14 protein-coding genes and 3 pseudogenes are annotated in these 24,107 nt (G+C 52.4%); 10 read left to right on the forward strand and 7 right to left on the reverse strand.

Translation table 11 applies throughout. The features are described 5' to 3' along the window. Positions 1-523 precede the first annotated feature (523 nt). A pseudogene (locus CRO19_RS24880) lies at positions 524-1,765 on the forward strand (aminotransferase-like domain-containing protein); the annotation flags it as partial. A gap of 51 nt (positions 1,766-1,816) precedes the next feature. On the opposite strand, the gene CRO19_RS24885 reads toward CRO19_RS24880, so the two are convergent. From CRO19_RS24885 to CRO19_RS24895, 3 genes are read right to left on the reverse strand one after another with little or no spacing between them, the layout of a single operon-like run. Then, positions 1,817-2,728 carry a MurR/RpiR family transcriptional regulator gene (locus CRO19_RS24885; protein WP_320204563.1) on the reverse strand — a complete coding sequence of 304 codons (912 nt, stop codon included), beginning with the start codon at positions 2,726-2,728 and terminating at the stop codon, positions 1,817-1,819. 28 nt (positions 2,729-2,756) lie between these two features. Next, positions 2,757-3,671, reverse strand: coding sequence for a PstS family phosphate ABC transporter substrate-binding protein (locus CRO19_RS24890; protein WP_097098497.1), 915 nt, complete (start codon positions 3,669-3,671; stop codon positions 2,757-2,759). Next, complete coding sequence (locus tag CRO19_RS24895; protein WP_141400297.1) at positions 3,668-4,372, reverse strand: PstS family phosphate ABC transporter substrate-binding protein; 705 nt, start codon at positions 4,370-4,372, stop codon at positions 3,668-3,670. Before CRO19_RS24895 ends, CRO19_RS24890 begins: the two co-directional genes overlap by 4 nt. A gap of 715 nt (positions 4,373-5,087) precedes the next feature. Between CRO19_RS24895 and CRO19_RS24900 the strand changes: the two genes are divergently transcribed. From CRO19_RS24900 to CRO19_RS24910, 3 genes and pseudogenes are all read left to right on the forward strand, one after another. Next, positions 5,088-7,298 carry a TonB-dependent siderophore receptor gene (locus CRO19_RS24900; RefSeq protein WP_320204564.1) on the forward strand — a complete coding sequence of 737 codons (2,211 nt, stop codon included), beginning with the start codon at positions 5,088-5,090 and terminating at the stop codon, positions 7,296-7,298. A gap of 125 nt (positions 7,299-7,423) precedes the next feature. Continuing rightward, positions 7,424-8,476, forward strand: a complete 1,053-nt coding sequence (locus tag CRO19_RS24905; protein ID WP_320204565.1) for an ABC transporter substrate-binding protein — start codon at positions 7,424-7,426, stop codon at positions 8,474-8,476. A gap of 51 nt (positions 8,477-8,527) precedes the next feature. After that, positions 8,528-8,903 (forward strand): annotated as a pseudogene (locus tag CRO19_RS24910) (phage integrase family protein); the annotation flags it as partial. Between the two features lie 133 nt (positions 8,904-9,036). Here the strand turns inward: CRO19_RS24910 and CRO19_RS24915 are convergent. Then, a complete protein-coding gene (locus tag CRO19_RS24915; protein WP_097098500.1) occupies positions 9,037-9,936 on the reverse strand; it encodes a siderophore-interacting protein in 900 nt (299 codons plus the stop codon). Between the two features lie 21 nt (positions 9,937-9,957). Then, on the reverse strand, positions 9,958-11,163 hold the full coding sequence (locus CRO19_RS24920; protein ID WP_097098501.1) for an MFS transporter: 1,206 nt from the start codon (positions 11,161-11,163) through the stop codon (positions 9,958-9,960). A gap of 137 nt (positions 11,164-11,300) precedes the next feature. On the opposite strand from CRO19_RS24920, the gene CRO19_RS24925 reads away from it, so the two are divergent. The 6 genes and pseudogenes from CRO19_RS24925 to CRO19_RS24950 all read left to right on the forward strand — a co-directional run. Continuing rightward, positions 11,301-13,043 carry an IucA/IucC family protein gene (locus CRO19_RS24925; protein WP_097098519.1) on the forward strand — a complete coding sequence of 581 codons (1,743 nt, stop codon included), beginning with the start codon at positions 11,301-11,303 and terminating at the stop codon, positions 13,041-13,043. Beyond that, positions 13,043-13,984, forward strand: a complete 942-nt coding sequence (locus CRO19_RS24930; RefSeq protein WP_097098518.1) for a GNAT family N-acetyltransferase — start codon at positions 13,043-13,045, stop codon at positions 13,982-13,984. Before CRO19_RS24925 ends, CRO19_RS24930 begins: the two co-directional genes overlap by 1 nt. Positions 13,985-14,007: 23 nt before the next feature. Continuing rightward, on the forward strand, positions 14,008-15,708 hold the full coding sequence (gene iucC / locus CRO19_RS24935; RefSeq protein ID WP_097098520.1) for an IucA/IucC family protein: 1,701 nt from the start codon (positions 14,008-14,010) through the stop codon (positions 15,706-15,708). Beyond that, the gene (locus CRO19_RS24940; RefSeq protein ID WP_097098502.1) at positions 15,705-17,030 is read left to right on the forward strand and encodes a lysine N(6)-hydroxylase/L-ornithine N(5)-oxygenase family protein; all 1,326 of its coding nucleotides are present in this window, start codon (positions 15,705-15,707) and stop codon (positions 17,028-17,030) included. Before iucC ends, CRO19_RS24940 begins: the two co-directional genes overlap by 4 nt. Positions 17,031-17,055: 25 nt before the next feature. Further along, the gene (locus CRO19_RS24945; protein WP_097098503.1) at positions 17,056-19,245 is read left to right on the forward strand and encodes a TonB-dependent siderophore receptor; all 2,190 of its coding nucleotides are present in this window, start codon (positions 17,056-17,058) and stop codon (positions 19,243-19,245) included. Positions 19,246-19,463: 218 nt separating this feature from the next. Beyond that, positions 19,464-19,723, forward strand: a pseudogene (locus CRO19_RS24950) (transposase); the annotation flags it as partial. Positions 19,724-20,012: 289 nt separating this feature from the next. On the opposite strand, the gene CRO19_RS24955 reads toward CRO19_RS24950, so the two are convergent. Together CRO19_RS24955 and CRO19_RS24960 are read right to left on the reverse strand one after the other, a co-directional pair. Beyond that, positions 20,013-22,370, reverse strand: a complete 2,358-nt coding sequence (locus CRO19_RS24955) for a phosphoketolase family protein (protein WP_097098504.1) — start codon at positions 22,368-22,370, stop codon at positions 20,013-20,015. A gap of 201 nt (positions 22,371-22,571) precedes the next feature. After that, positions 22,572-24,107, reverse strand: a 1,536-nt coding sequence (locus tag CRO19_RS24960) for a thiamine pyrophosphate-requiring protein (RefSeq protein ID WP_097098521.1), incomplete at its 5' end; no start/stop codon positions are given.

A 24,107-nucleotide genomic window follows, 5' to 3' on the forward strand; every position in this document is an offset into this window, starting at 1 on the left:
GGTCACGGCGTATCGGTACGGGCACGTAAGTGTCGATCATCCGCGTAAGTCGGATCTACCGGGCGTAGCGGTAGATTTTACCTGAGCTCAGCCGCACGATTTTCTTTACGTCAGACGCCGTGTGGCACACCGTACTGGCGCCTGAAAGGCCACCGAATGCGTATGACTGATTGTGCATAGTGACTATGTGCATACTGAAAACCGTGGATCATTTTTCTTTTCCCGGCCCGGATATTTTCCGGACGCTATTTGCCTTATCACTCTTCAGGTATCAATACCCTGCAAGTTTATGCATTTATCAGTTTAAGCATTCCTGCCTTTAAACTAGGCGTAATGCCGGGCCGTTTACTTGCAATGTTTGGCATCCGTTTCTTAACGATCCCGCCGAACTGTAGACAGGGTAAAAGATGTTAACTCCCTGCCCCGCTTTCAGACAGACGATTGACGCCGCCAATGGTGAAGGGCTGACAGGCGGCAGCCGCTTTTTTGAGTTCAGCGGCTATGTCTTTGTCGTATTCACTGATTGATTATTGCGCGTCCGCGCTCGGGCTATTTCGTCAGTCCGCGAAACATCGAACGGCAAATACCGCCTGCACCTGCTCTGTCGGGCCCTGTACCCGTGACCCTAGAAGCCGTTGCGCATTCACTGTTCAGCAGCGCGGAAACCCGTTTGATACCCCTCGGCGCGGCGCTGCCCGATCCCAACTGGTTGCCGGCGGAGGCACTGCAGCGAGCGCTGCAGTGCCTCCGTCGTCTGGATACGCATGGCCAAAGCTACAGCCTGCCACCGGGCCGGGCCGATCTGCGCAATAAGATTGCCATACGTGTAGCGCAATGGGGCGCACGGTTTGGTGCGGACTACCTTGTTATTACCGCTGGGGCTACCCAGGCGCTGCGTCTGGCGTTGCGCGCCGTGTGCCAGCCGGGCGATGCCGTCGCGATTGAGCAACCCGCCTACTTCGGCACGCTCCTGCTGCTGGAAGATTTAGGCCTGAAGGCACTGTAAATCCCCACCGATCCCACTGAAGGGTTAATGCTGGTACCGCTTGCAGACGCCATTAAGCAGCATCGACCCGCTGCCGTTCTGGCCTCGCCTACCGTGCAAAACCCGCTTGGTGCCAGTATGCCGGTCGCGCGTAAGCAGGAGCTTGTGGCATTGCTCGAACGAGCGGGCATCCCATTAATCGAGGACGATGTGTATGGCGATCTTGCTGGCGAAGGACAGCGTCCTCCTGCCTGCAAGGCCTTTGATCAGAGTGGCAACGTAATTTACTGCAGTTCGCTGTCCAAGACGCTCGCGCCCGGCTGGCGCTTAGGTTGGATTGCCGCTGGCCGCTTTCACACCTAGGTTTTGCAGGCGCGCATGGCGGGCGAATGGGCGGGTGCACCGTTGCTTGAAGCCGCCACCAGCGACGTACTGGCCAGTGGAGACTACTATTAGCACCTGCGACGTTTGAAGGTTCGCGTTGCAGAATGTGTGCGAGCCGTCATCGCACGGGTTGAAGCGAGTTTCCCGCCGGGCACACGCGTTACTGCACCGGAAGCCGGCTTTTTGCTGTGGGTTGAACTTCCGCCACAGATCAATGCGCTGGAAGTGCACCGTCGCGCACTGGCGCTGGGTATTGGGGTTAGCCCGGGGCCGCTGTTTTCACCTGAAGCGGCGTTACAGAATTTCCTGCGCTTAAATTGCGCGAACCAGCCAACGGCACAGCTGCTCAATGCCGTGGACCAGATTGGCGCGATTTGTCACGCATTGATGGCCTGAGTTTTGTGCAGGGCTCCAGCAACGTCTGCAGCGCTCGCTGCTTACGGCATCTCACTCCGGTTCGTGACGCTTTTTCCTCGGACGGTTTATCGAAGCGCTCAGTTCGTGCAACCGGTTGACGGTTTTAATCGGTGTCGCGGGTTCAGCGGCTGCCAACGCCAGAACCAGGACTTCCAGACAGATCATCGGCGTGCCGTGCACCGGAATCCTTTCCTCCGCCACACTGCGCGGGATGAAGATGGTGCAATCGGCGTGATGCGAAAACAGGGAATTGCGCGATCCCGTCAGTAAAATGATCGAGATATTTAAACGGCGCGCCTCTTCAAGAACTGTTGTGCCTTCCCGGTGCGGACTGCGCTGTACCATCATGATCAGCACATCGCCGGGCTGCAGGTGAATGAGCTGTTCGCTTAACGATGAACCAGTGCGATTCAACACGTAAGCAGGCTTGCCGTAACGGTTGAACAAACGGCTCACGTAGTCTGCCAATAATGCTGAAGCGCCAATACCAAAAATAGCAATGCGCTGAGCGCTGTGTAATAACCCCGTGGCATGCGCGATGGCATCGCGATTTTCGTCATCACACAGCAAATCACATGTCATTCGATAGCTATCGACCACAAAGCCGATACTGGCATTGGTATCCGGTGAGAGTTCATACACGGTTGAGGCAATACGTGCAGAACTGCTCAGCGTCCTGCCAAAAATATGATTCAACACACTTTTGAGTTCACGTAGGCCCGAAAACCCCAACGCCTGGAGGGTGCGAATCACCGTGGCATCGGACGTACCGGTTAATTGCGCGATCTCCATTGCCGACTTGTCCATCATGGCGGCCCGATGGTGATAAATATACTCAGCAACGATGAGTTGCTGAGGCGTGAGATATTCCCGCCGCGCGTCAAAGCGTTCGGTATACGTATCCTGCTGCTTGCGTTTAGTCGTGGGGCGGGCGTTTTTCACATTCATTCCAAAATATCTGCAGGCGAAATTACCACTGCGCTAAGCGCTGGCGTTGCATGTCCAGTTGGGCCGTTTCGAGCGGAATATACCCTTCTGCGCTGTGCGTCTGGGCGCTGACGATAGCCTGCCCCTCTGATGACAGGGTAAACGCCAGCCACTCCTTTAGTTGTGGGTTCAGCTTTCGACCAGGAGGCAGATCGAAATAGAGGGAAACATAGCTGGATAGCGGGTATTTCCCCTGTCGCACCTGCGTCAAATCCGGCAGCACGAATTCGTCGCTATCATCAGCTGCAAGAGCAACAATTCTTGCCTGTTTCTGGTAATCCACGGCATTAAACCACCCCACAGCACCGAGGCCAAACGGATCATTTGCCACCGCTTCCAGCACCGACTGACGATCGGGTAGCGGCTCATAATGCGGCGGATAGGGATGGTTTTGCAGATGCAGATGACGAAATGCCGTAGCGTACTTGCCATCATCGCGCAGGCCATAAAGATGAATGCGGCGATACTGGTATTCCCCCTTTAAACCCAGTTGAGACCAGAGGCTGATCTCACCCTGTGGGTTGCCGCGAGCAAAAAGCGCTCGCACCTGCGGCATCGTGAGACCTGGCAGCGGGTTACGATGATTGACGTACAGTGCCGGCGGGCTTTTCGCGTTTGCACGCGGTCCATGGCCGGTGTAGCCAACGTGGATACAGGTCGGCGCATAGCCCTTCACCTTCACAAATGCATCCAGTTCATACTGCCAGGGTGAACGTGAAATGGGTGCAACCCAACTGGCATTCGCCGCCAGCGCCATGATGGCCGTTGAGGAACCTTCCATGGTGCAGGCGAATTGAATCCCGGGATGCGCCAGCTGGAAATGGTGGCACCAGGGCGTAACCAGTGAGTCCATGCCATCATTGCCAATGATCGGCAGAGTCGTAACCGTTGTATTCATGAGTTTTGTGCCAATAAATGAGTCTGGGAACTGACCAGTTCGTCAGAGAGTGCTGCATAGCGATGCTGCGCGTTGATGATCTTCTGCCCCGCAGGTGAAAGCATAAATTCAGCCAATGCGACCGACGATTGACTGATCAAACCGTCCTGATTTTTGGGCTGGTAGAGATGCAGATAGCGCGTGAGCGGATAGTGGCCACCTTGCATATTTTCCAGCGTCGCATCGAACAGGTTGCCGTTTTCATCTGACACCGGCACTGCACGGATATGCGGGGTTTCACGCCCAGCCTCAGCAATGGCGATAGCCGCTGGCGTGTTCTCCAGTTTGTTGATCAGCGCATCAGTATCACCAACGTACTCACCGTTGCTGCCTGGCTGAAGGTGGCCAAAATGATGCTGGCTGAGGTAAACGCTCAACGGCGCAATATCCGGTAATCGCAGAGGATAAATGCTGCCCGCCTCGGTTTCCTGATACTGCTCCAGTTGCTGCCACGATGAGTAGTCTCCCGGTAAATTACCCCGGGTATAAATCTGGCTAAGCTGCTGAATTGAAATATGAGGCAGTGGATTGGAACTGTGCACGTAGACAGATGCGGAAGCGCTATATTCATCAGCGGTAAGCGGTTTGCAGATGGCAACTTTAAGCATCACAGGCAGGCTATTAAGGAGTTTACGATAGGGCACCGTTTCAAAACTCGTCATCTCGCGCTCAATCAATGCCATTGAAACCCGGCCAGTCATCAGGAATGCAAAAATAGCCGCCTGCCCTAGCTCTGTGGATTGGTAATGCCTCTCTCCTTGATAACTGCTTAACTCCCTGAGTAGTTGATCGGCGAGATCACAGCTGTCCTTACAAGCACCCAGCTTACATACCGACAGTTCGGGCGGGGCAATATCCGGCGTATAAATCATTGAACTCATTACCTGAAATTTCTCAAACAAAGACCAAGGCCCTCTCTGGATTGCCGTTTTGCGATGGCATATACCCTGGCAAAGAGGTCATCCAGCACCATGCGAAATGATTGTCATTCGCATTTTGTTGTTGGAAATCATCATGTAGTAGCACGCTGTAGTAGTCAAACTCTTGAGGCACTACAGTCCGTCAAATTTTGCAGAGCAGGCATGTCCACAAATTCTTTGTGTGAAAATTTAATTTATTTATATCAACGAGTTAAAATATCGAAAAATCATTAATAAATCCCATTTCTGCCATCCGCCTCTGCGCATTTTTACCATGTTGTTTACTACTACAGGCCTTCATGTTGGAATGAGAATCATTCCTATCAACCACCTTTCAGTAACCCGCTTTTATCTGGCCATCAATGGCACCAGGCACCTTACATGGCGAGATAGGTTGAATTAATAAATCGAAAAAAAATTTTTGAATTAACTGAATGACATCATCACTGGGGAAAAAATGAGTTTCCATAAAATTAAAAAGAAACGCCTGGTTTTAGCCATGGCGGGGCTGCCTTTTATTGCCTTTAGCGCATCAGGAAATGCTGAAACGAATACGCAGACAGAGGCGAATAAAGCGCAAAGCGCCAACGCGAATGCCGATAAATTAATATCACGTGCTAAACCAAGCGCTGAAGGAACCATTGAAGTGACGGCAGCTACCAACAATGCGCCGCCTCAGAGTGGTTTTGCACCCACCTATGCCGACGTCGGTGTTTATCAGGGACGCGATATGCTGGACGTTCCGAATTCGGTGAGCGTGGTTTCCAGTGAAATTATCAAAGCGCAGCAAGGCCAGGGGCTTTACGATGCATTACGCAACGTGGCCGGCGTAGTACGCCAGCAGCAAAGTGGCGTAGCCTACGATCAGCTATCGATTCGAGGTATTAATCTCGATAACCGCGCCAGCTATATGTTTAACGGCGTACTGCCGTTCGATAACAACCTGCCTATTCCCATGGAAGATAAAGAGCGTTTTGAGGTATTAAAAGGCGCCTCCGCACTCTATTACGGCTTCGTTTCCCCAGGCGGCGTCGTCAATATGGTGACAAAACGCGCCGGAAGTACCCCGGTCAGAGCGGTGACATTTTCCACTGATGACAATGGGTCATCACTGGCACACGTCGATCTTGCTGACAGATTTGGTGATGAGAAGAACTTTGGCGTTCGCATCAACGCCATGAGCAATAATATCCATCTGCCCATCGAGGGCGATCACGGGAATAAACGCTTCTTCAGCGCGGCGCTCGACTGGCAGGTCAATGACAAACTTTTGCTCAAATACGATTACGAAAAAGTAAAAGCGCGTATTACCGAACAAGCGGCGATTGCGACACCGACCGCGGTCAATGGCATTGTCACCATGCCTAATATCCCTGACCCGAAAAAATTACTGTCGATGAACGGCAAGGCAACAAAATCAGAGGCTGAAACCCATCTGCTGCAGGCTGAGTATGCCTTCAACTATGACTGGTCAGGAAAGATGACGCTGGGTCAGTCGCGCACCAAGCGCGATCGCTGGTTGTGGGTATTCGACAGCTACAATGCCAATACGGGTAACGGTACCGTTTATGGTGCAGATCAGCCGGGTCAGGACTATCTCAATCAGAACGTGCGCGCGGAGGTAAAAGGAAACTTCTCGACGGGTTCGGTAGAACACCAGCTGCTTGTCGGTGGCAGCCAGAACCGCCTTTATCAGCCAAGTTTTTACACCACCATGTATTCGGCCGCGCAGAACATGTATGACCCTGTCACGGTAACTTCACTGGTGCGCTCACCCAACGGTTCTAAAAACACCTTGCGCGACCGTGGCTTCAATGAACAAACGGTGCGCGATGGCGGCCTGTTCCTGCAGGACTGGATAACGCTGAATGATCAATGGCAGGTGACTGGGGCATTACGCTGGGGACGTTATACCAGCAAGCAACTCGACGCCGACAGTGAGAAAGTCAAAGCACTCACCCCCGCGGTGAGCGTGGTTTATAAAGTCACGCCTGATGTCAGTCTCTATGCAAGCTATGTTGAAGGGCTCGAGTCAGCCGGCACGGCACCCTCCACGGCAGCCAATGCGGGTGAATCACTGAAAGCCGTGGTGAGTAAGCAGAAAGAGATTGGTGTGCGTACCCGTTTAACGGATGGCCTGTTTGCCACGGCAGCCTACTTTGAACTGACTCAACCCTCAGCCAGCACTGGTGATAACGATATTTACTCGATCAATGGTGAGGCTCGTTATCGCGGCGGGGAGTTCTCGCTACAGGGTGATTTGACGTCGAATACCTCCATCACCACGTCATTGATGCTGCTGGACGCGGAGGTGACAAGTTCAACCAATAGCGCGCTGGTCGGTAAAGCCCCGGAGAATACTCCGGAAAAAGCCGCTAACTTCTTTATCAACCACAACCTCGATTTGCTCCCTGGCGTAGCAGTCAATGCAGGTGCTTCTTATGTCGGTAAGCGCCCGGTGAACAGCCTGAACCAGGCGTACGTGAGCAGCTACACGGTGTATAACTTAGGCGCCAGCTATAAAACGCGCCTGGCCAATACCGACGCCACCTTCAGATTCACCGTGAATAACGTCACCGACAAACGTTACTGGAGCGCGGCGGGCAGTGGCCAGCTGGCGGTTGGTATGGCGAGAACCTTTGTCCTTTCCTCTTCGTTCGAATTTTAATGACGTGACGGCAGATGAGCCTTCGTCTGCCGTATTTCCTCTCAGCTGATTAATCACTTATGAAAAAACTCACATCACAACTTATGATGTTCACTCTCCTGTCGCTTCTGCTCACGGTGACAAAAGTGCAAGCCAGAGAAATCACCGATATCTACGGGCGACAGGTTGAGGTGCCGGATAACCCACAACGCGTTTTCTTCGGCGAAAGCCGACTGCTGTTTAGCCTGGCGCTGGTGTATCAGGGCGATCCTTCTGCACGTATCGCAGGCTGGCCCACTGACATGAAATTTTATGACCTACAAAGTTGGCAAGCCTTCACGGCAAAATACCCGGCTTTAACCAGGGTGCCGACCACTGGCACCATCAGCTTCGCTCAATCCAACGTAGAAAAGATCATCGCATTAAAGCCAGATCTGGCTATTTTGCCTCATTACGCGCGCCAGCAGCCCGGTAGAAGCGAGCTGGAGCGGCAACTTGAGATGGCGAAGATTCCTTATATCTATGTCGATTTCCGCGTGGACCAGCTGAAGAACTCGGTGCCAAGCCTGAAAATACTGGGCACGGTGTTTAACAGTCCGCAGAAGACCGCGCGCTTTATCGCTTTCTATCAGCGCCATCTGCAAGCGGTTGCTGACAGGGTGATGCAATTACAAAGCGCCAAGCCGAAAGTGATGATCCAACTGCATCTGGGCAAGAAAGAAGTGTGCTGTATAACGGTGGCCCACGGCAGTCTGGCTGATTTACTGGCCTTCAGCGGCGGCGATAATATCGCCACACCTTACATTAAACAGGTGTACGGGCAGATGAATCCAGAGGCGGTGATCAGCGCCGATCCCGATATTTACATCACCACCGGTACCTCTTCAGCGGAGGATAGCCCCGGTATCCAGTTGGGGCCGCAGGTCAATACCCAACAAGCGGAAGCATCGCTGAGAAAACTTCTGTCAGAGGAGCCTTTCCTCTCGCAAATGCGCGCAATTAAACAGGGCAATGCCTGGAGCCTGTGGCATAACTTTTACATCAGTCCGCTTCACGTCGTGGCGGTTGAGGTTTTTGCTAAGATTTTCTATCCGCAAGCATTCAGGGATGTAGACCCGGAATCCACTTTGCAACAGATTTTTGAAGAGTTTCTTGATATGCCTTATCAGGGGGTTTATTGGGCGCAGTTGGAGAAATAATTTGGGCAGACGAATAGCCATCGCGTCAGGTATGGCTATTTGTCTTCGTGAATAGAGCCTATTAGTAAAGTCAGATGGCCGCTCTTGGTTGACGAGCTGCCGAAGTACCTGCTGGCGCCGGAGGTCAGCTCCCTGCTCCACTTTTCGCCCGACCTGCGGCTCAAGGTTCTGTTCACCACGCTGTGGAATATCGGCGCGCGTGGTCCTGACAAGAGGAGACTTTCTGCTGCGCCAGCAGTATCCGTTCTTGCAGCTGTCCACGCTAAAGCAACACGAGGAGAAGGCTGAGCACCGCGCCGGCCGCCACGCCGCCGGCACCGTTTCCCACCGCCTGAAGCCACTGTCCGACGCGAAGTACGTGACGCAGCTAGAGATGATGATGACCACCCTGCGCATTCCTCTGGAGAGTAAGAGCGAAAAGACGGGCCTCCCGGCATAGAGTGCAGTTTCAGATATCGGGCAATGAAGCGGTATATTTATTGAAATCGATTGCAGCTAATTCAACACAACATCCGTTGTCAGAATTCCTTTTAAACAAACACTGATATCACTTTTGATGATCAAAAATACCCTTTACCTTTACACCAATACGCCATAAAACTCATCACTTCAGGCGCAACTTTCCGCTCCCCGACCAGATAACGGCGAAGGTGTTTCACAGCGGAGGACTCCGCTGCCACCCACCCATAAAATCGATTATTAATCGCTGCTGCGCTTTGCCACAAAACCTCGTGTTCGGCTTCATTATCATCGTTATCACAAGTGTCCGTCGCGTACTCTGGAACCAACACACGCTCTTTTACCGCTTGCAATAATGCCGTGCCGTGTGGAGCATTCATCCTGTCACGTGGTAACCAGACTATCTCAGCAAACGTATAGTGGCCCAGATCAATGATGTCATCCTCTGAAGGTATCTCCTGAAACACCTGTACCTGGGGTGCTAAAGGCATCTTATCCAGTTGCGCCAAAATCCCCTTTACTGCCGGTAACGCTGTCTCATCGGCAATAATCAACGCCCGTTCTATTTCAGTCGCCGGTTTCCATTCATAACCACCGCTGTCTGCCTTGTGTTCACGGTTAGGCGCAACCATTTGCAGAGGATCGCCGGGCATAGCGTTTAATACCCAGCTTGATGCAGGTCCTTCTGTGCCATGAATGACAAACTCCACTTCCATCTGGCTTTCAGCCGCATTGACGTGACGCAGCGTATAAGTACGAGATATCGGGCGTTGTTCGGGGGGCAGGCCTCTGAATTGCCCCCACCAGTCGGCGTCATCCGTTAAGGATGAGGGGAGACCGTTTGAGGAGGGGAAGAGTATTTTGATGCGCTGATCGGGGCCATCCATCTTCATCTTCTCCACCTGGTCACCGGTGAATACACAACTCATCAGTGAAGGCGTCAGCCATCTCTTGTGCAGAAGCGTGACATTGAATACACGGTAACCGGGAACGATGGCCATATTTATTTTCAACCCAGGCGCTCAGCGCTCATTTTTTGTTTTAGAGATGAACACCAGCCAGCAGGTCAATATCAAGAACAACATTGATGCCCCCCAGGCACCCGTGATCAAACTGCGCTGTCCTGCAAACCACGTGATGAAGGGAACCAACACCGCACTGATCCCATAACCAAGCGTATGGCTGGTCGCTATCAGACCGGCTCCTTTACCGATGGATAGCTGTTGGTTTATCAGTAACTGATAGGCCGGCGTGGCCAACGCGGCACCATAAGAGGTCATCATAATCCCTGCATATAACGCCGGGAAATTGCCTATCATCATTATGGCCAACCCAGCGCTCATCAATAACGCCGCAACAAATATCAGCGGAGTAATGGCCAGGCGCTGCGGTCGCACCACCAGAAATTGTGCCAGTAATGTGCTTACCGCTGCCAGACTAAGTAGCCAGGCCAGATGATGGCTGACGGTATCTGGCTGTTTAATAAAATCACTCAGCAGGGGTGAGAGACCAATCTGCATCAGGCTGATACCGATCGCGAGCAACAGAGCCAAGCACATAATTGGCAGCAATCGGCTTTGAAAACGCGCGGATTGGTGTGGAATTACACCAAGAGGGGGATCACCGTATTGACCGCCTATCAGTATCAATGCGAATAAAGGCGCAATTGCCATTAACCATAAAGGCGCCATAGGGCCAAAGCCCAATGTCAATGCGGCCAGAGGGGGGCCCACCAATCTTCCACAACTGATACCGGAACTGATAGTGGCCAGTGCGGCCATTCGCTGCTCCGGCCCCGATCGTTGCATTGCCCAGGTTTGCGCCGCAGGCACCATGCCCGATACGGACAGACCATAAATGACGCGGGAGAGGAGTAAGCCCGCGAGCCCCATACCTGTACCCAGTACTTTTTCTGACATCAGGCCAACCACAGAAGCCAGTACGCCAAAGCTCAACAAATACCCGGCAAGCGACGCCACAACAACATATTTACATCCCCTGACTTCGGACACTCGCCCCCACCAGGGAGAGGCCGGCAGAAAGAGCATAGAACCAAAGAGTAATAAACCCGCCCATGTTGACAGTGTCAGACCGGTCATCTCCACAAGAAGTGGCAGCACGACCAGTAAGCCGTTCTGACCAATTCCCAACAACCCGGCGCAAAGGGCAAGGGGCCAAGAGGATTTTCTTATCACTCTCTTGCTAAACAAAACCGAAATAACCGACATTTAATTGTAAATACACCGTTAAATATAGGGAGATATCTGACATAAACTGTATGTAAATATTGCAAAAACAGTTGTCAATGTAAATGGAATACTTATCATAACGATAATCATTATCAGTTGATATGCGAGATTATCTTATGAATCCTATACCCCAGTCGTCGGATGTGGACGTGGCGGCACAGTGCTTTCTTAATGCGCTTTTCCGGGAAACTCGTGACTGGAAGCATGTATCAGAGGCCCTCCCAGGTCATAAAGAACACATTCACCTCCCGCTATCGTCATCTCATTCCCTCTCTTTTCCACTGCGCTATTTTTCTCCAACACAGCATCATCAGTATCAGTTCCCTGCCCTGCTCATCAGCCATTCGTCCCCTGAGGGTGAACCTGTTAACGTCCAGACCTGGGTGTCATTGATCCTGGAAAAACCCGCAATCCGGACGGAATTGAACAGGAACGTCATCAAGCGGTTCCAGCAGCGGGTGCTTGCAAGTCATACCAATACCTGGCAGGCCATCAGACTTCGTCATCGCTGGTCTGATTTACGGTTAAGACCTCTTGCTTTCTCCGACGCTGAACAGGCCCTCCTTGTGGGACATGCATTCCATCCTGCGCCAAAATCGCATGAGCCTTTCAATGACGCTGAGGCACTCCGCTACCTTCCTGAATTTGGGTCTAGATTCCCGTTGCGTTGGTTATCTGTTGAATGCCAGTACATTGCCGGTGAAAGCCTCGGTTTGACACTACGCGCCAGATTACTGCGCATTGCCGCCCAGAATGCGCCGGGCTTGCTGCACCATTTTTCTGATACACACTGGTTGGTACCGATGCACCCCTGGCAGGCACAACATTTGCTGTCGCAATCCTGGTGCCAGCAGCTGGTTACTCACGGTGCAGTGTCGGATTTAGGTGAGGCCGGTAGTAGCTGGTTTCCCACCAGTTCATCACGCTCGCTTTATTCCCCCGCCAGCAACGACATGATCAAGTTTTCGCTTAGCGTTCGTTTGACCAACTCTGTACGGACCTTGTCAGTCAAGGAGGTGAAACGCGGAATGCGTCTTGCTCGCCTTGCTCAGACAGCACGCTGGCAGGCTTTGCAGCTGCAACATCCCACCATGAGGGTTATGCAGGAAGATGGCTGGGCCGGGTTACGGAATGAAGAGGGTGCCATCCAGGAAGAGAGTCTGATGGCACTTCGCGTAAACCTGCTTTTCGACATGCCAGCAACACAAACCAATGTGCTGGTCAGCCTGACCCAGGCTGCGCCTGATGGGGGGGATAGCCTGCTGGCCGCGGCAGTCAGAAGGCTGAGCATCAGACTGGGACTGTCATTAACTCAAGCGGCGCAATGCTGGTTAAATGCCTATTGCGATCACGTGCTGCTTCCCCTGTTCAGCACTGAAGCCAACTTCGGCCTCGTGTTGCTGGCGCATCAGCAAAATATCCTGGTAGAAATGCAGGAAGATCTCCCCATCGGCTTGCTGTATCGAGACTGCCAGGGGAGCGGCTTTACAGACAATGCCAGCGACTGGCTTGCTGACATTGACGAAGCCGACGCAGAAAACCGCTTCAGTCGGGAGCAGGTGCTGCGCTACTTCCCTTACTACCTGTTAGTGAACTCAACCCTTGCCGTCACTGCAGCGCTTGGCGCAGCTGGCTTTGCCACTGAACGGCACCTTATGGATCAGGTCCGCGACAAGCTGACTGCCCTGCGTAACCACGTCATTGATACGCGCACCCTCGATTACGTGCTCGATAGCAAACACTGGAACTGCAAGGGCAACTTCCATTGCTACCTCCACGATCATAACGAAAACACCATCGTCAATCCGGCGGTGATCTATTTCGATTTCCAGAATCCGTTTTACAGGGAGAATGCATGATGCCACAGGCAAATATTGTTCATGTAAATCAGGGGTTTCACTGCACACTTTCGGAACAGGCCTTACCGTTACTGCTCGGGCTGGATAACAGCGCATCTTTACCGCTTGTCACGTCTATTCCGTCCGGTTGGCTTGTCGATGCCGTCGACCAGTTACTGGTTGCTGCACCGTACCTCAATGGTATTCACCTCCCCTGGGAACAGTGGCAACACGAACCTCAGGCGCAGCAACTCTTTGACGCTATCCACGGCGACTACTTCTCACGTGAAACCTTTTGGCAGTTACCAGTCTGGCGCTGCGGCGAGCACCGGGTTACCAGCGGCAAGATGCAATTTGAACAGGAACGCCAGCTGTATTATCCCGTGCGTCCGGCTCGTCCAGAAGGCGAGGTATATCGCCGTTACGATCCACAAATTAAGCGAACACTCAGTTTCCGCGTGGCTGATGTCACACAGGACTCCGCGTGCCTGACTCGGTGGATGAACGAACCTCGCGTCAATGCCTTCTGGGAGATGGCCGGGCCGGAGCAAGAAACCTACCTGCGTAAACAGCTCGACTCAGCTTACTGCTATCCGCTGATTGGCTGCTTTGACGATCATCCGTTTGGCTATTTCGAAGTTTACTGGGCAGCCGAGGATCGTATTGGTCGCCATTATCGCTGGCAGCCTTATGATCGCGGTTTGCACATGTTGGTGGGGGAAGAAAGGTGGCGCGGCCCGCACCATATCCGTAGTTGGTTGCGCGGGCTGACACACTATCTTTTTCTCGACGAACCGCGCACCCAACGCGTGGTGGCTGAACCGCGCTACGACAATCATCGTTTGTTCCGCCATCTTCCTGTTGCCGGCTACCACACGCTGAAGGAGTTCGACTTCCCTCACAAACGTTCGCGTTTGGTAATGAGTGAACGCCAGCATTTCTTTACGGAGGTCGGCTTGTGATATGGGAGCAGGTTAATCGCGAGATGATCGCCAAGATTCTCGCTGAACTCGAGTATGAGCATGCGTTGTATGCCATCGAAAAGAGCCCGGACCGCTGGACGATTTCTATTGGCAACGCGTGCTGGGAATTTGCAGCAAGTCGCGGCATCTGGGGGTGGCTTCATATCGATCCAGCCTCGCTCAGTGGCGGTCCAACCGAAGCCGATGCCCTGATGCATCAGTTGGCCGTTGTACTGGAGATGAACGATGCCCAGACGGCTGAGCATTTAGAGGATCTCTACGCAACACTGCGCGGTGATTTACAACTGCAGGAAGCGCGCCAGTCGCTGACCGCCGAAGACCTGATCGATTTAGCCCCTGATGAACTGCAATGTCTGCTCGGCGGACATCCTAAGTTCATTTTCAATAAAGGGCGTCGCGGATGGGGAATTGATGCATTGCGTGCCTATGCGCCGGAGTATCGGAACCGTTTCCGTCTGCACTGGATTGCTGTGCGACGCGACAAATTCGTTTGGTGTCACGATGAGGATTGCGATATCTCAGCATTGCTGGCCAGCGCCATGGACGACGCCGAGTTAAATCGCTTCCGTCAATGCTGGCAAGCATTGAGTCTCGACGGGCACTGGATAGCCGTGCCCGTTCATCCTTGGCAGTGGCAGCAAAAAATCGCCATTCATTTCCTGCCTTATCTGGCTCGCCGCGAAATAATTGATCTGGGGGAATTTGGTGACAGCTACCTGGCACAGCAATCTCTCCGAACGCTGACCAATGTAAGCCGCCCGGCGCGTTTTGATATCAAACTGCCGCTGACCATTTATAATACCTCCTGCTATCGCGGCATTCCGGGTAAATACATTGCCACAGGCCCACTCGCGTCAGGCTGGTTAAAGCAGCAATTTGCACAAGATGAAACGCTGCGGGCTTCTGGTGCACAAATCTTGGCAGAACCGGCCGCAGGATATCTGGCGCACGGGAGCTACGCCGCACTAACTGAAGCACCGTATCGCTATCAGGAGATGCTGGGTGTCATCTGGCGAGAAAGCCCCTCCAATTATCTGCAACAGGGCGAACAGGCGGTGCTGATGGCGGCATTGATGGAAACGGATAACGCTGAACGCCCTCTTATCGATGCGTGGATTTCACGCTCTAATTTGAATGCAGAAAGCTGGCTTATCCGAATGTTTGAAGTCGTGGTGATCCCCTTCTATCACCTGATGTGCCGTTATGGCGTTGCGCTGATTGCACATGGGCAGAATGTCACGCTGGTGATGAAAGACAACATTCCGCAGCGCATTCTGCTCAAGGATTTCCAGGGCGACATGCGCCTAGTCGATAAAACTTTCCCGGAGGCGGCATCATTGCCTGAACCCGTCAAAGAGGTGACGGCAAGACTCAGCGCAGACTACCTGATCCATGACTTACAGACCGGGCACTTTGTCACCGTGCTGCGTTTCATCTCCCGTCTCACTCTGCGATCAGGCATCAGTGAAACGCATTTTTACCGGCTTCTGGCGGATGTTCTTCAGCGATATATGGCCCAGCATCCGGCGATGGCCGAACGCTTTGCGCTGTTCGACCTGTTCAGACCGCAAATCATTCGTGTGGTCCTTAATCCGGTAAAACTCACTTTTTCTGAGCATGACCGCGGTAACCGCATGCTGCCAAATTATCTTATCAATCTTGATAACCCCCTCTATCTGGTCACCCGGGAGTCAGAAAAATGAAAACGTACGATTTTATAGGTATAGGCATTGGTCCATTCAACCTGAGCGTTGCTGCACTGGCTGAAGGGCTGGAAGGATTTACCTCCCTTTTTCTCGAACGCAAGCCTCAGTTCGCCTGGCATCCTGGCATGATGGTGCCCGACTGCTCCATGCAAACCAGCTTTCTTAAAGATCTGGTGAGCGCGGTGGAGCCAACAAATCGCTATAGCTTCGTTAACTATCTGGTACAGCGTAAAAAATTCTACCGTTTTCTGACCACCGAACAACGCACAGTGTCCCGCGAGGAGTTTTCTGATTACCTCGCCTGGGCGGCCACACGACTCAGTAATCTGGCATTCAATCAGTCGGTCACCTGCGTTAGTTTCAATGATGTGGCTCAACTGTTCACTGTTGAAACCGCTCAGGAACGTTTCCAGGCGCGTCATGTTTGTCTTGGCATTGGTAAACAGGCAAATCTGCCAGGGTGCGTCACAGAGCAAAGCGATCGCTGCTTCCACGCCAGCGAGATGATGCTTCGCCGGCCAGATTTAAGGGGAAAACGCGTCACTATTGTCGGCGGCGGTCAGAGCGGTGCCGATTTATTTCTGAATACCTTCCGAGGCGAATGGGGCCAGCCCGCTGCGCTGAACTGGGTTTCGCGTAGAAATAACTTCAATGCGCTAGACGAAGCCGCCTTTGCCAATGAGTACTTCACCCCGGAATATCTTGAGAGTTTCTCAACCTTGGGTGAAAGCGCTCGCCAGCAGATGCTGAATGAACAAAAAATGACGTCTGACGGCATTACAACGGAATCACTGCTCGCAATCTATCGGGCAATGTACCACCGCTTTGAGGTTTTGCGTGAAAAGCCCTGGGCACATTTAATGCCATCCCGTTCGGTTACCCATATTGCAGAGAATGGGGGTCATCAGCGCCTGACACTTTGCCATCAACTCGATCATGGGGAAGAACAGCTGGCCACCGATGTGGTGATTTTTGCTACTGGTTACCGTCCAGCCCGCCCTGCTTTTCTTGCGCCCATTGCCCATCGATTGCAGCTGGACCCGGATGAAAGCTTCCAGATTAACACCGATTTCACGCTTAACTGGAACGGTCCATCGAACAATCGCCTTTTCGCCGTCAACGTCGGGATGCAAAGCCTGGGCATTGCGGAACCTCAACTCAGCCTGATGGCCTGGCGTGCCGCACGCATTCTCAATCGCGCGCATCCGGATGAACCCTTCGAGCTGACTACCACTCCTGGCGTAATCCAATGGCGCACACAGCAGCCAGAGGTAAATGGTCAGGATCGTCAACGACCCGTTAATTCAGTTCAATGTTGAACACTTCATCGGAAAAAAATAACAAATGAAACAGCCATATCTCTGGGTTTTAAAACCATGTTTGCTGGCGATGCTCTCTTCCGGCGCCTGGGCTGAAGAGCCTAATGAAGACCAGCTGGTCGTCTCCGCCAGCCGCGCCCATCGCAGCGTTGCGGAAATGGCGCAGACCACGTGGATAATTGAGCAGGCTGAAATCGAGCAGCAGGTTCAGGGTGGTAAAGAGTTGAAAGAAGTGCTGGCGCAACTCATTCCGGGCATGGACGTCAGCAGTCAGGGCCGAACCAACTACGGTATGAACATGCGTGGTCGTTCCATGATGGTAATGGTAGACGGTGTCCGCCTAAACTCATCACGCAGCGACAGCCGCCAGCTTGATTCCATCGATCCCTTCAACATTGAGCGTATTGAGGTGATTTCCGGCGCGACCTCACTCTACGGCGGCGGCAGCACCGGTGGCCTGATTAACATCGTCACCAAAAAAGGCCAGGCAGGCACCGAAGTGGAGTTGCAAACCGGTACCAAGAGCGGCTTTAACAGCCATAACGATCATGATGAGAATATCGCTGCGGCCGTGAGCGGAGGTAACGACAAGGCCTCCGGTCGTGTGTCCGTGGCTTATCAGCGTTATGGCGGCTGGTATGACGGCAAAGGCGATGAGGTGATCATCGATAATACCCAGACCGGGCTGCAGTATTCGGACCGTCTGGATCTGATGGGCACCGGAACGCTGAACATCGATGAAAACCAGCAGTTGCAGCTCACCACGCAATATTTCAAAAGTGAATCGGATGGTAAGCACGGGCTGTATCTGGGCGAGAACTTCTCGGCGGTGACCGGTTCGGGTAACGCCTATAACGCTGGTAATCTCAACTCCGATCGCCTGCCCGGCACTGAACGCCACCTGATAAACCTGCAGTACTCTAACACTGATTTTCTCGGCCAGGATTTAGTAGCGCAGATTTACTATCGTGATGAAAACCTGACTTTCTACCCCTTCCCCACTCTCAGCGGTGGTCGGGTAACCAGTATTGGCGCGTCACAGCAGAAGACGGATTTCTACGGCGGTAAGCTGACTATAAACAGCAAGCCCGTTGATTCGCTTTCGCTGACGTATGGTGTCGATGCTGAGCACGAAACTTTCGATGCCAATCAGCAGTTCTTTGACCTGAACACTGCGGCGCAGAGCGGCGGGATGACGCTGGAAAACGCCTATAACGTTGGCCGATATCCGGGCTACAGCATCACCAACCTTGCGCCTTTCCTGCAGTCCAGCTATGACATTGATGCCATCACGCTAAGCGGCGGTGTGCGTTATCAGTACACGAAAAACAAAGTGGATGATTTTGTTGGCTACGCCCAGCAGCAGGCCTTAGCCACTGGTATTGCAACATCGGCTGACGCCGTACCGGGTGGCTCAACCAATTACAATAATCTGCTGTTAAACGCGGGGATCCTGGGCCGCATTACCGAGCGCCAGCAGGTTTGGTTTAACTTCTCCCAGGGCTTTGAAATTCCGGATCTGGCGAAATATTACGGCTCAGGTACCTACCAGTTGGAGAACGGGCATTACAACCTGACCAACAGCGTTAACGTGAATAACTCTAAACTGGACGGCATTAAAGTTGATGCCTACGAGCTCGGCTGGCGCTTCACCGGTGATAATCTGCGTACACAGCTGGCGGCTTACTATTCACTTTCAGACAAAACCATCAGCATCAATAAAACCGACATGACCATTAATCTGGACGACGATAAGCGACGGATTTATGGCGTTGAGGGTCAGGTCGATTATTTCTTCAGTGACAGTGAATGGAGCAGTGGCTCGAATTTCAACATCATCAAATCAGAAACGCGCGTCGACGGAAAATGGGAGAAGCTGACTATCGACAGCGCCAGCCCGTCTAAATTCAGTGCCTGGCTGAACTGGGCACCGGGCGACTGGAATCTGCGGGTACAGAGCACGCAAACCTTCGATGTTTCCGATGCTGATGGCAAGAAAATTAATGGCTATAACACCGTTGATTTCCTGGGGAGTTACGCACTGCCGGTTGGAAAACTCAGCTTTAGCGTCGAGAACCTGCTGGACAAGGATTACACCACTGCGTGGGGACAACGCGCACCGGGGTTGTACAGCCCGACCTATGGTGATGCCGGACTCTATACTTATAAAGGACGCGGCAGGACTTTTGGCCTGAATTATTCGGTCGTGTTCTGATCATCTACTGGCATCTGCTCAGGCAGATGCCAGTAGCAGAATAGGTTGAGTCAAGTAAGCTAAAGATACTGAAGATTTAAGCCCGTCATATTTGTGACTTAGCGTATTGTTTTTAACTTCTATCCCCTCCTTTATGAGTGACCCTAACCCGAAATCCTGCTCCATTCAGAAACAGAATTCCGGCATGGTATTCACTTCCCCGAGCGGAGTTTGTGCCGATGGAAAAGTCACGATTCACCGAAGAGCAGGTTGTCTTTGCCCTGAAGCAGGCTGAGCAGGGTACGCCCGTGCCCGAAGTCTGTCGCAAGCTGGGCATCTAAGACGCCAAGTTTTACACCTGGCGAAAAAGTACGGCGGGATTTCTCTTTCAGAACTCAAGCACATGCGGCAGCTCGAGGAAGAAAACCTTCGCCTTAAAAAGCTGGTTGCCGACCTGAGCCTCGACAAGGCCATGCTGCAGGACTTGCTGGCAAAAAAGTGCCGAAGTTGCCGCGCAGGTAGTGACCGTTAACCGGCGCACCGTTTTCTTCCTGCCAGGCGATCAGGTCCACGGTCCAAGATATTTAAACTGCTGATATAAACATAATTATGATTTTGCGAAATTTAATAATCCTTTGATAATAAACCATAAAAACATCATAATACACTTACCGTCAAGCACGTAGTATTGACTTCCTTGAATTACGGATAATTAAACGTATTTAAGGCATAATCACTGACTGTGAAATTTACCCTACTCGTATGCGGAGACGTCTCTTCCAATTAATCTATTCAGTCCCCTTCCATATCCAATTTTTTACTTCAGGTAGATCGTCCCCATTCTCCCGGACGTATCGATGATGTTCAGCAATACGTTCCTGAAGATCGTCAAGTAGTTCTGGATGGCGGTCAGCCAGCCCCGGCACATGAATTATCGCTGCCTGTGCCAGATGATAGCGATCCAGTTCGTTCAGCACGGTCATATCGAAAGGTGTGGTTGTAGCCCCTTCTTCATTAAAACCATGCACATGGAAGTTTCGATGATTGTTACGCTGATAAGTGAGTCGGTGAATTAAGCTGGGATAACCGTGGAAAGCAAAGATCACCGGCTTGTCGCAGGTAAATAAGGCATCAAATTCAGCCTCGGATTTACCATGTGGATGTTGTTCTTGTGTCTGCATTGCAAGCAGATCAACGACATTCACAACGCGAATGCGTAAGTCGGGCAGATAGGCGCGTAATAAATCGACTGCTGCCAGCGTTTCCATTGTTGGTACATCGCCAGCACACGCCATAATGACATCGGGTTCACCCGCACTACTGGCCCATTCCCATACTCCCATGCCGGCTTCACAATGAACAATCGCGCTATCCATGTCCAGCCACTGAGGTGACGGCTGCTTACCGGCAACAATCACATTGATGCGGTCCCAGGTACGCAGACAATGATCACCTACCCACAGAAGCGTGTTGGCATCCGGCGGAAGATAGATTCGTACTATGTCGGCTTTTTTATTGGCGACGTGATCGATGAAGCCCGGGTCCTGATGGCTGTAACCGTTATGATCCTGTCGCCAGACGTGGGAAGAGAGCAGGTAATTAAGCGATGAAACAGGCTTCCGCCAGCCCAGTTTACGCGTCACCTTGAGCCATTTCGCGTGCTGGTTAAACATTGAATCAACAATATGGATAAAGGCTTCGTAGCAGTTAAACAGCCCGTGGCGGCCAGTAAGCAGGTAACCTTCTAGCCACCCCTGACACTGATGTTCACTAAGAATTTCCATCACCCGGCCATCACGGCCTAGTTGTTCATCATAATCTTTGATAGGTTCCATCCATGTACGGTCAGTGACATCGAAGACCGGTGAGAGACGGTTAGAAGCCGTTTCATCCGGGCCAAACAAGCGAAAGTTATCCTGGTTGCGTCTGAAAATCTCGCTAAGATAACGGCCAAACAGTTCAGTCGCCTGACCACTGGTGCTGCCGGGTTGACCAATCTCAAGCGCAAAATCATAGATGTCGGGAGTCCTGAGCTCGCGTCGCAGACGCCCCCCATTTGCATAAGGAGATGATCCCATACGTTTGTTACCCACGGGTACTAGCGCCCGCAGCTCGGGTTTAAGCCTGCCACTTATGTCGAACAATTCATCTGGCTGATAACTGCGCATCCAGTTTTCAAGTATCAGACGATGCGATTCGTCCTCCCTGCACGCAGCAACGGGCACCTGATGCGCGCGCCAGAAGTCCTCGACTTTATTTCCATCAACTTCCTTTGGCCCGGTCCATCCTTTAGGGCTGCGAAGGACAATCATGGGCCATCGTGGAACGGCCATAGGTTCACTCCCGTTGCGCGTTTCATCCTGAAATTCAGCAATGCTCGTGAAAGCCACATCCAGCGCCTTTGCCATTTGCCTGTGCATATCGGCAGGTTCATGGCCGCAGACAAATAGTGGTTCATAGCCATAGCCGCTGAAGAGTTGCTTCAGGTCTTCATCACTGCTGCGTCCCAGGATGGTAGGGTTTGCGATTTTATAACCGTTAAGATGCAGAATGGGTAATACTGTCCCATCACGCCTGGCATTGAGGAATTTGATACCGTGCCAGCTAGCCGCCAACGGGCCGGTTTCTGCTTCTCCGTCGCCTATAACACAGGGCACGATAAGGTCCGGGTGATCAAAGGCCGCTCCGAAGGCGTGTGACAGCGAGTATCCCAGCTCTCCCCCCTCATTAATGGAGCCTGGAGTCTCTGGCGCTGCATGACTGGGTATACCGCCGGGGAAAGAAAACTGTTTGAAAAGACGCTGCATTCCGGCTTCGTCTTCACTAATGTGGGGGTAAACTTCACTGTAGCTTCCCTCAAGCCAGGTGTTTGCTACCATCCCGGGCCCACCGTGGCCCGGGCCACAAACATACAGCAAATCCAGATCGCGCTGACGGATAATTCGGTTCAGATGGGCATAAATGAAGTTCAGGCCAGGAGTGGTACCCCAATGTCCCAGCAATCTGGGTTTAATGTGCTCAGGCAGAAGGGGGTTGCGCAACAGCGGGTTGCTCATCAGATAAATCTGCCCCACCGAAAGATAATTCGCAGCACGCCAGTATTTATCCAGCAGTTCCAGCTCATTGGTCAATGATTCCTGAGTCATTATCTTTCCCTTCAAATGTGTCATTCTTTAACCCTAATAGAGGATCGGAGATGACGCGAATGCGGGTGTGACTGATTCATAATTATTGAGCCCCTGGAGCGTGAGGATAGGTTGATGGAGACAAGCGAACATGAATGACCGAGGAAATGAGTATCTGCATTAGCATGTTCAGAGGCCTGGCTTCTGAACATGCTACCTATCTTAATTACTCTTCTTTGAAAAGAGCTGACTGGCCGTATCTTTTATCACCTGTGATGTCCCGCGGTCACCTTTTGACATGGATGACATGAAGGCTTTCGCCTGCTTAAAAGTAATGTGGGGCGGAAGCGGTGCTATTTCCGGATCAGTTTTAACTTCGAGGACAACCGGACGATCTGCGCTTAACGCACGCTGCCATGCACTGGCAATTTGCTCAGGGTCATCAACGTAAATGCCTGTCAGCCCCAGAGAGGCTGCAAATTCTGCGTATTTTACATCCGGTAGCTCTTGTGTGGCATCAAAACGGGGATTACCCTCCATTACGCGCTGCTCCCACGTCACCTGATTCAGATCCTGATTATTGAACACGCATACAATCAGGCGCCCATCAGACCACTGCTTCCAGTATTTCTGTATAGTGATCAGCTCCGCCATATTATTCATCTGCATAGCACCATCCCCCACCAGAGCAACCACCGGCCGTTCTGGATGCGCGAACTTCGCCGCTATGGCATAAGGAACTGCGGCTCCCATACAGGCGAGCCCGCCCGAAAGCGTGGCACGTTGCCCTTGCTTAACGCGATAGTCGCGAGCGAACCAGTTAGCGCAGGAGCCCGAGTCCGACGTCACGATTGCATTGTCAGGTAGCTGCGGTGACATTTCCCACACTACCCGTTGAGGGTTCACAGGGTTTGCCGGCGCAAGGGCACGTTCCTCCATCTGCTTCCACCACGCCTGAATCTGTACAGCGATATCCTCTTGCCAGCTACGGTCTTCTTTATGTGTAAGCAAAGGCAATAATGCACGAAGGGTTTCTGTTGCATCACCATGGAGATTGACCTCACAGGGATAGCGCAGTCCGAGCATGGCGGGATCGATATCAATCTGGACGGCCCGCGCCTGGCCTTCTTCTGGCAGAAACTCCGTCCAGGGGAATCCGCTACCGATCATGAGCAACGTGTCGCAGTTTTGCATAAGTTCCCACGAGGGTTTTGTGCCCAGTAGACCAATTGAGCCCGTAACAAAAGGCGCATCGTCCGGCAGTACATCTTTTCCGAGCAGGGCTTTAGCCACGCCTGCACCCAGGATATTTGCTACCTGTACCACTTCTACCGCAGCATTCCGCGCGCCTGAACCTATAAGGATCGCGACCTTTTTACCTGCGTTCAGTATCTCAGCTGCGCGCGCCAGATCGGCCTCATAGGGGAGCACCTTAGGTCGCTGATAACCACGGCCTGAGTGCGTGAAACCATGGAGGTGTTGAGGCGGCTGCCATTCTTCATCCTGGATATCTTTAGGGATGATGAGGACAGCCACACCGTTCTGCGCTTTAGCAATACGTACACCCCGGTCGATAAGATGACGCACCTGAGCGGGAGACGCCGCTTCCTGCACGAAATTAGCCACATCTGAAAAAATCCGATCCAGATTCATTTCCTGCTGATAGCTCGCCCCTCTGGCTGTTGATTCTGCCTGACCAGCAATCGCTAATACGGGGGCATGATCCATTTTTGCATCATACAGTCCCGTCAGCAGATG

This window comes from Candidatus Pantoea floridensis, from assembly GCF_900215435.1.
GTDB lineage: Bacteria > Pseudomonadota > Gammaproteobacteria > Enterobacterales > Enterobacteriaceae > Pantoea > Pantoea floridensis.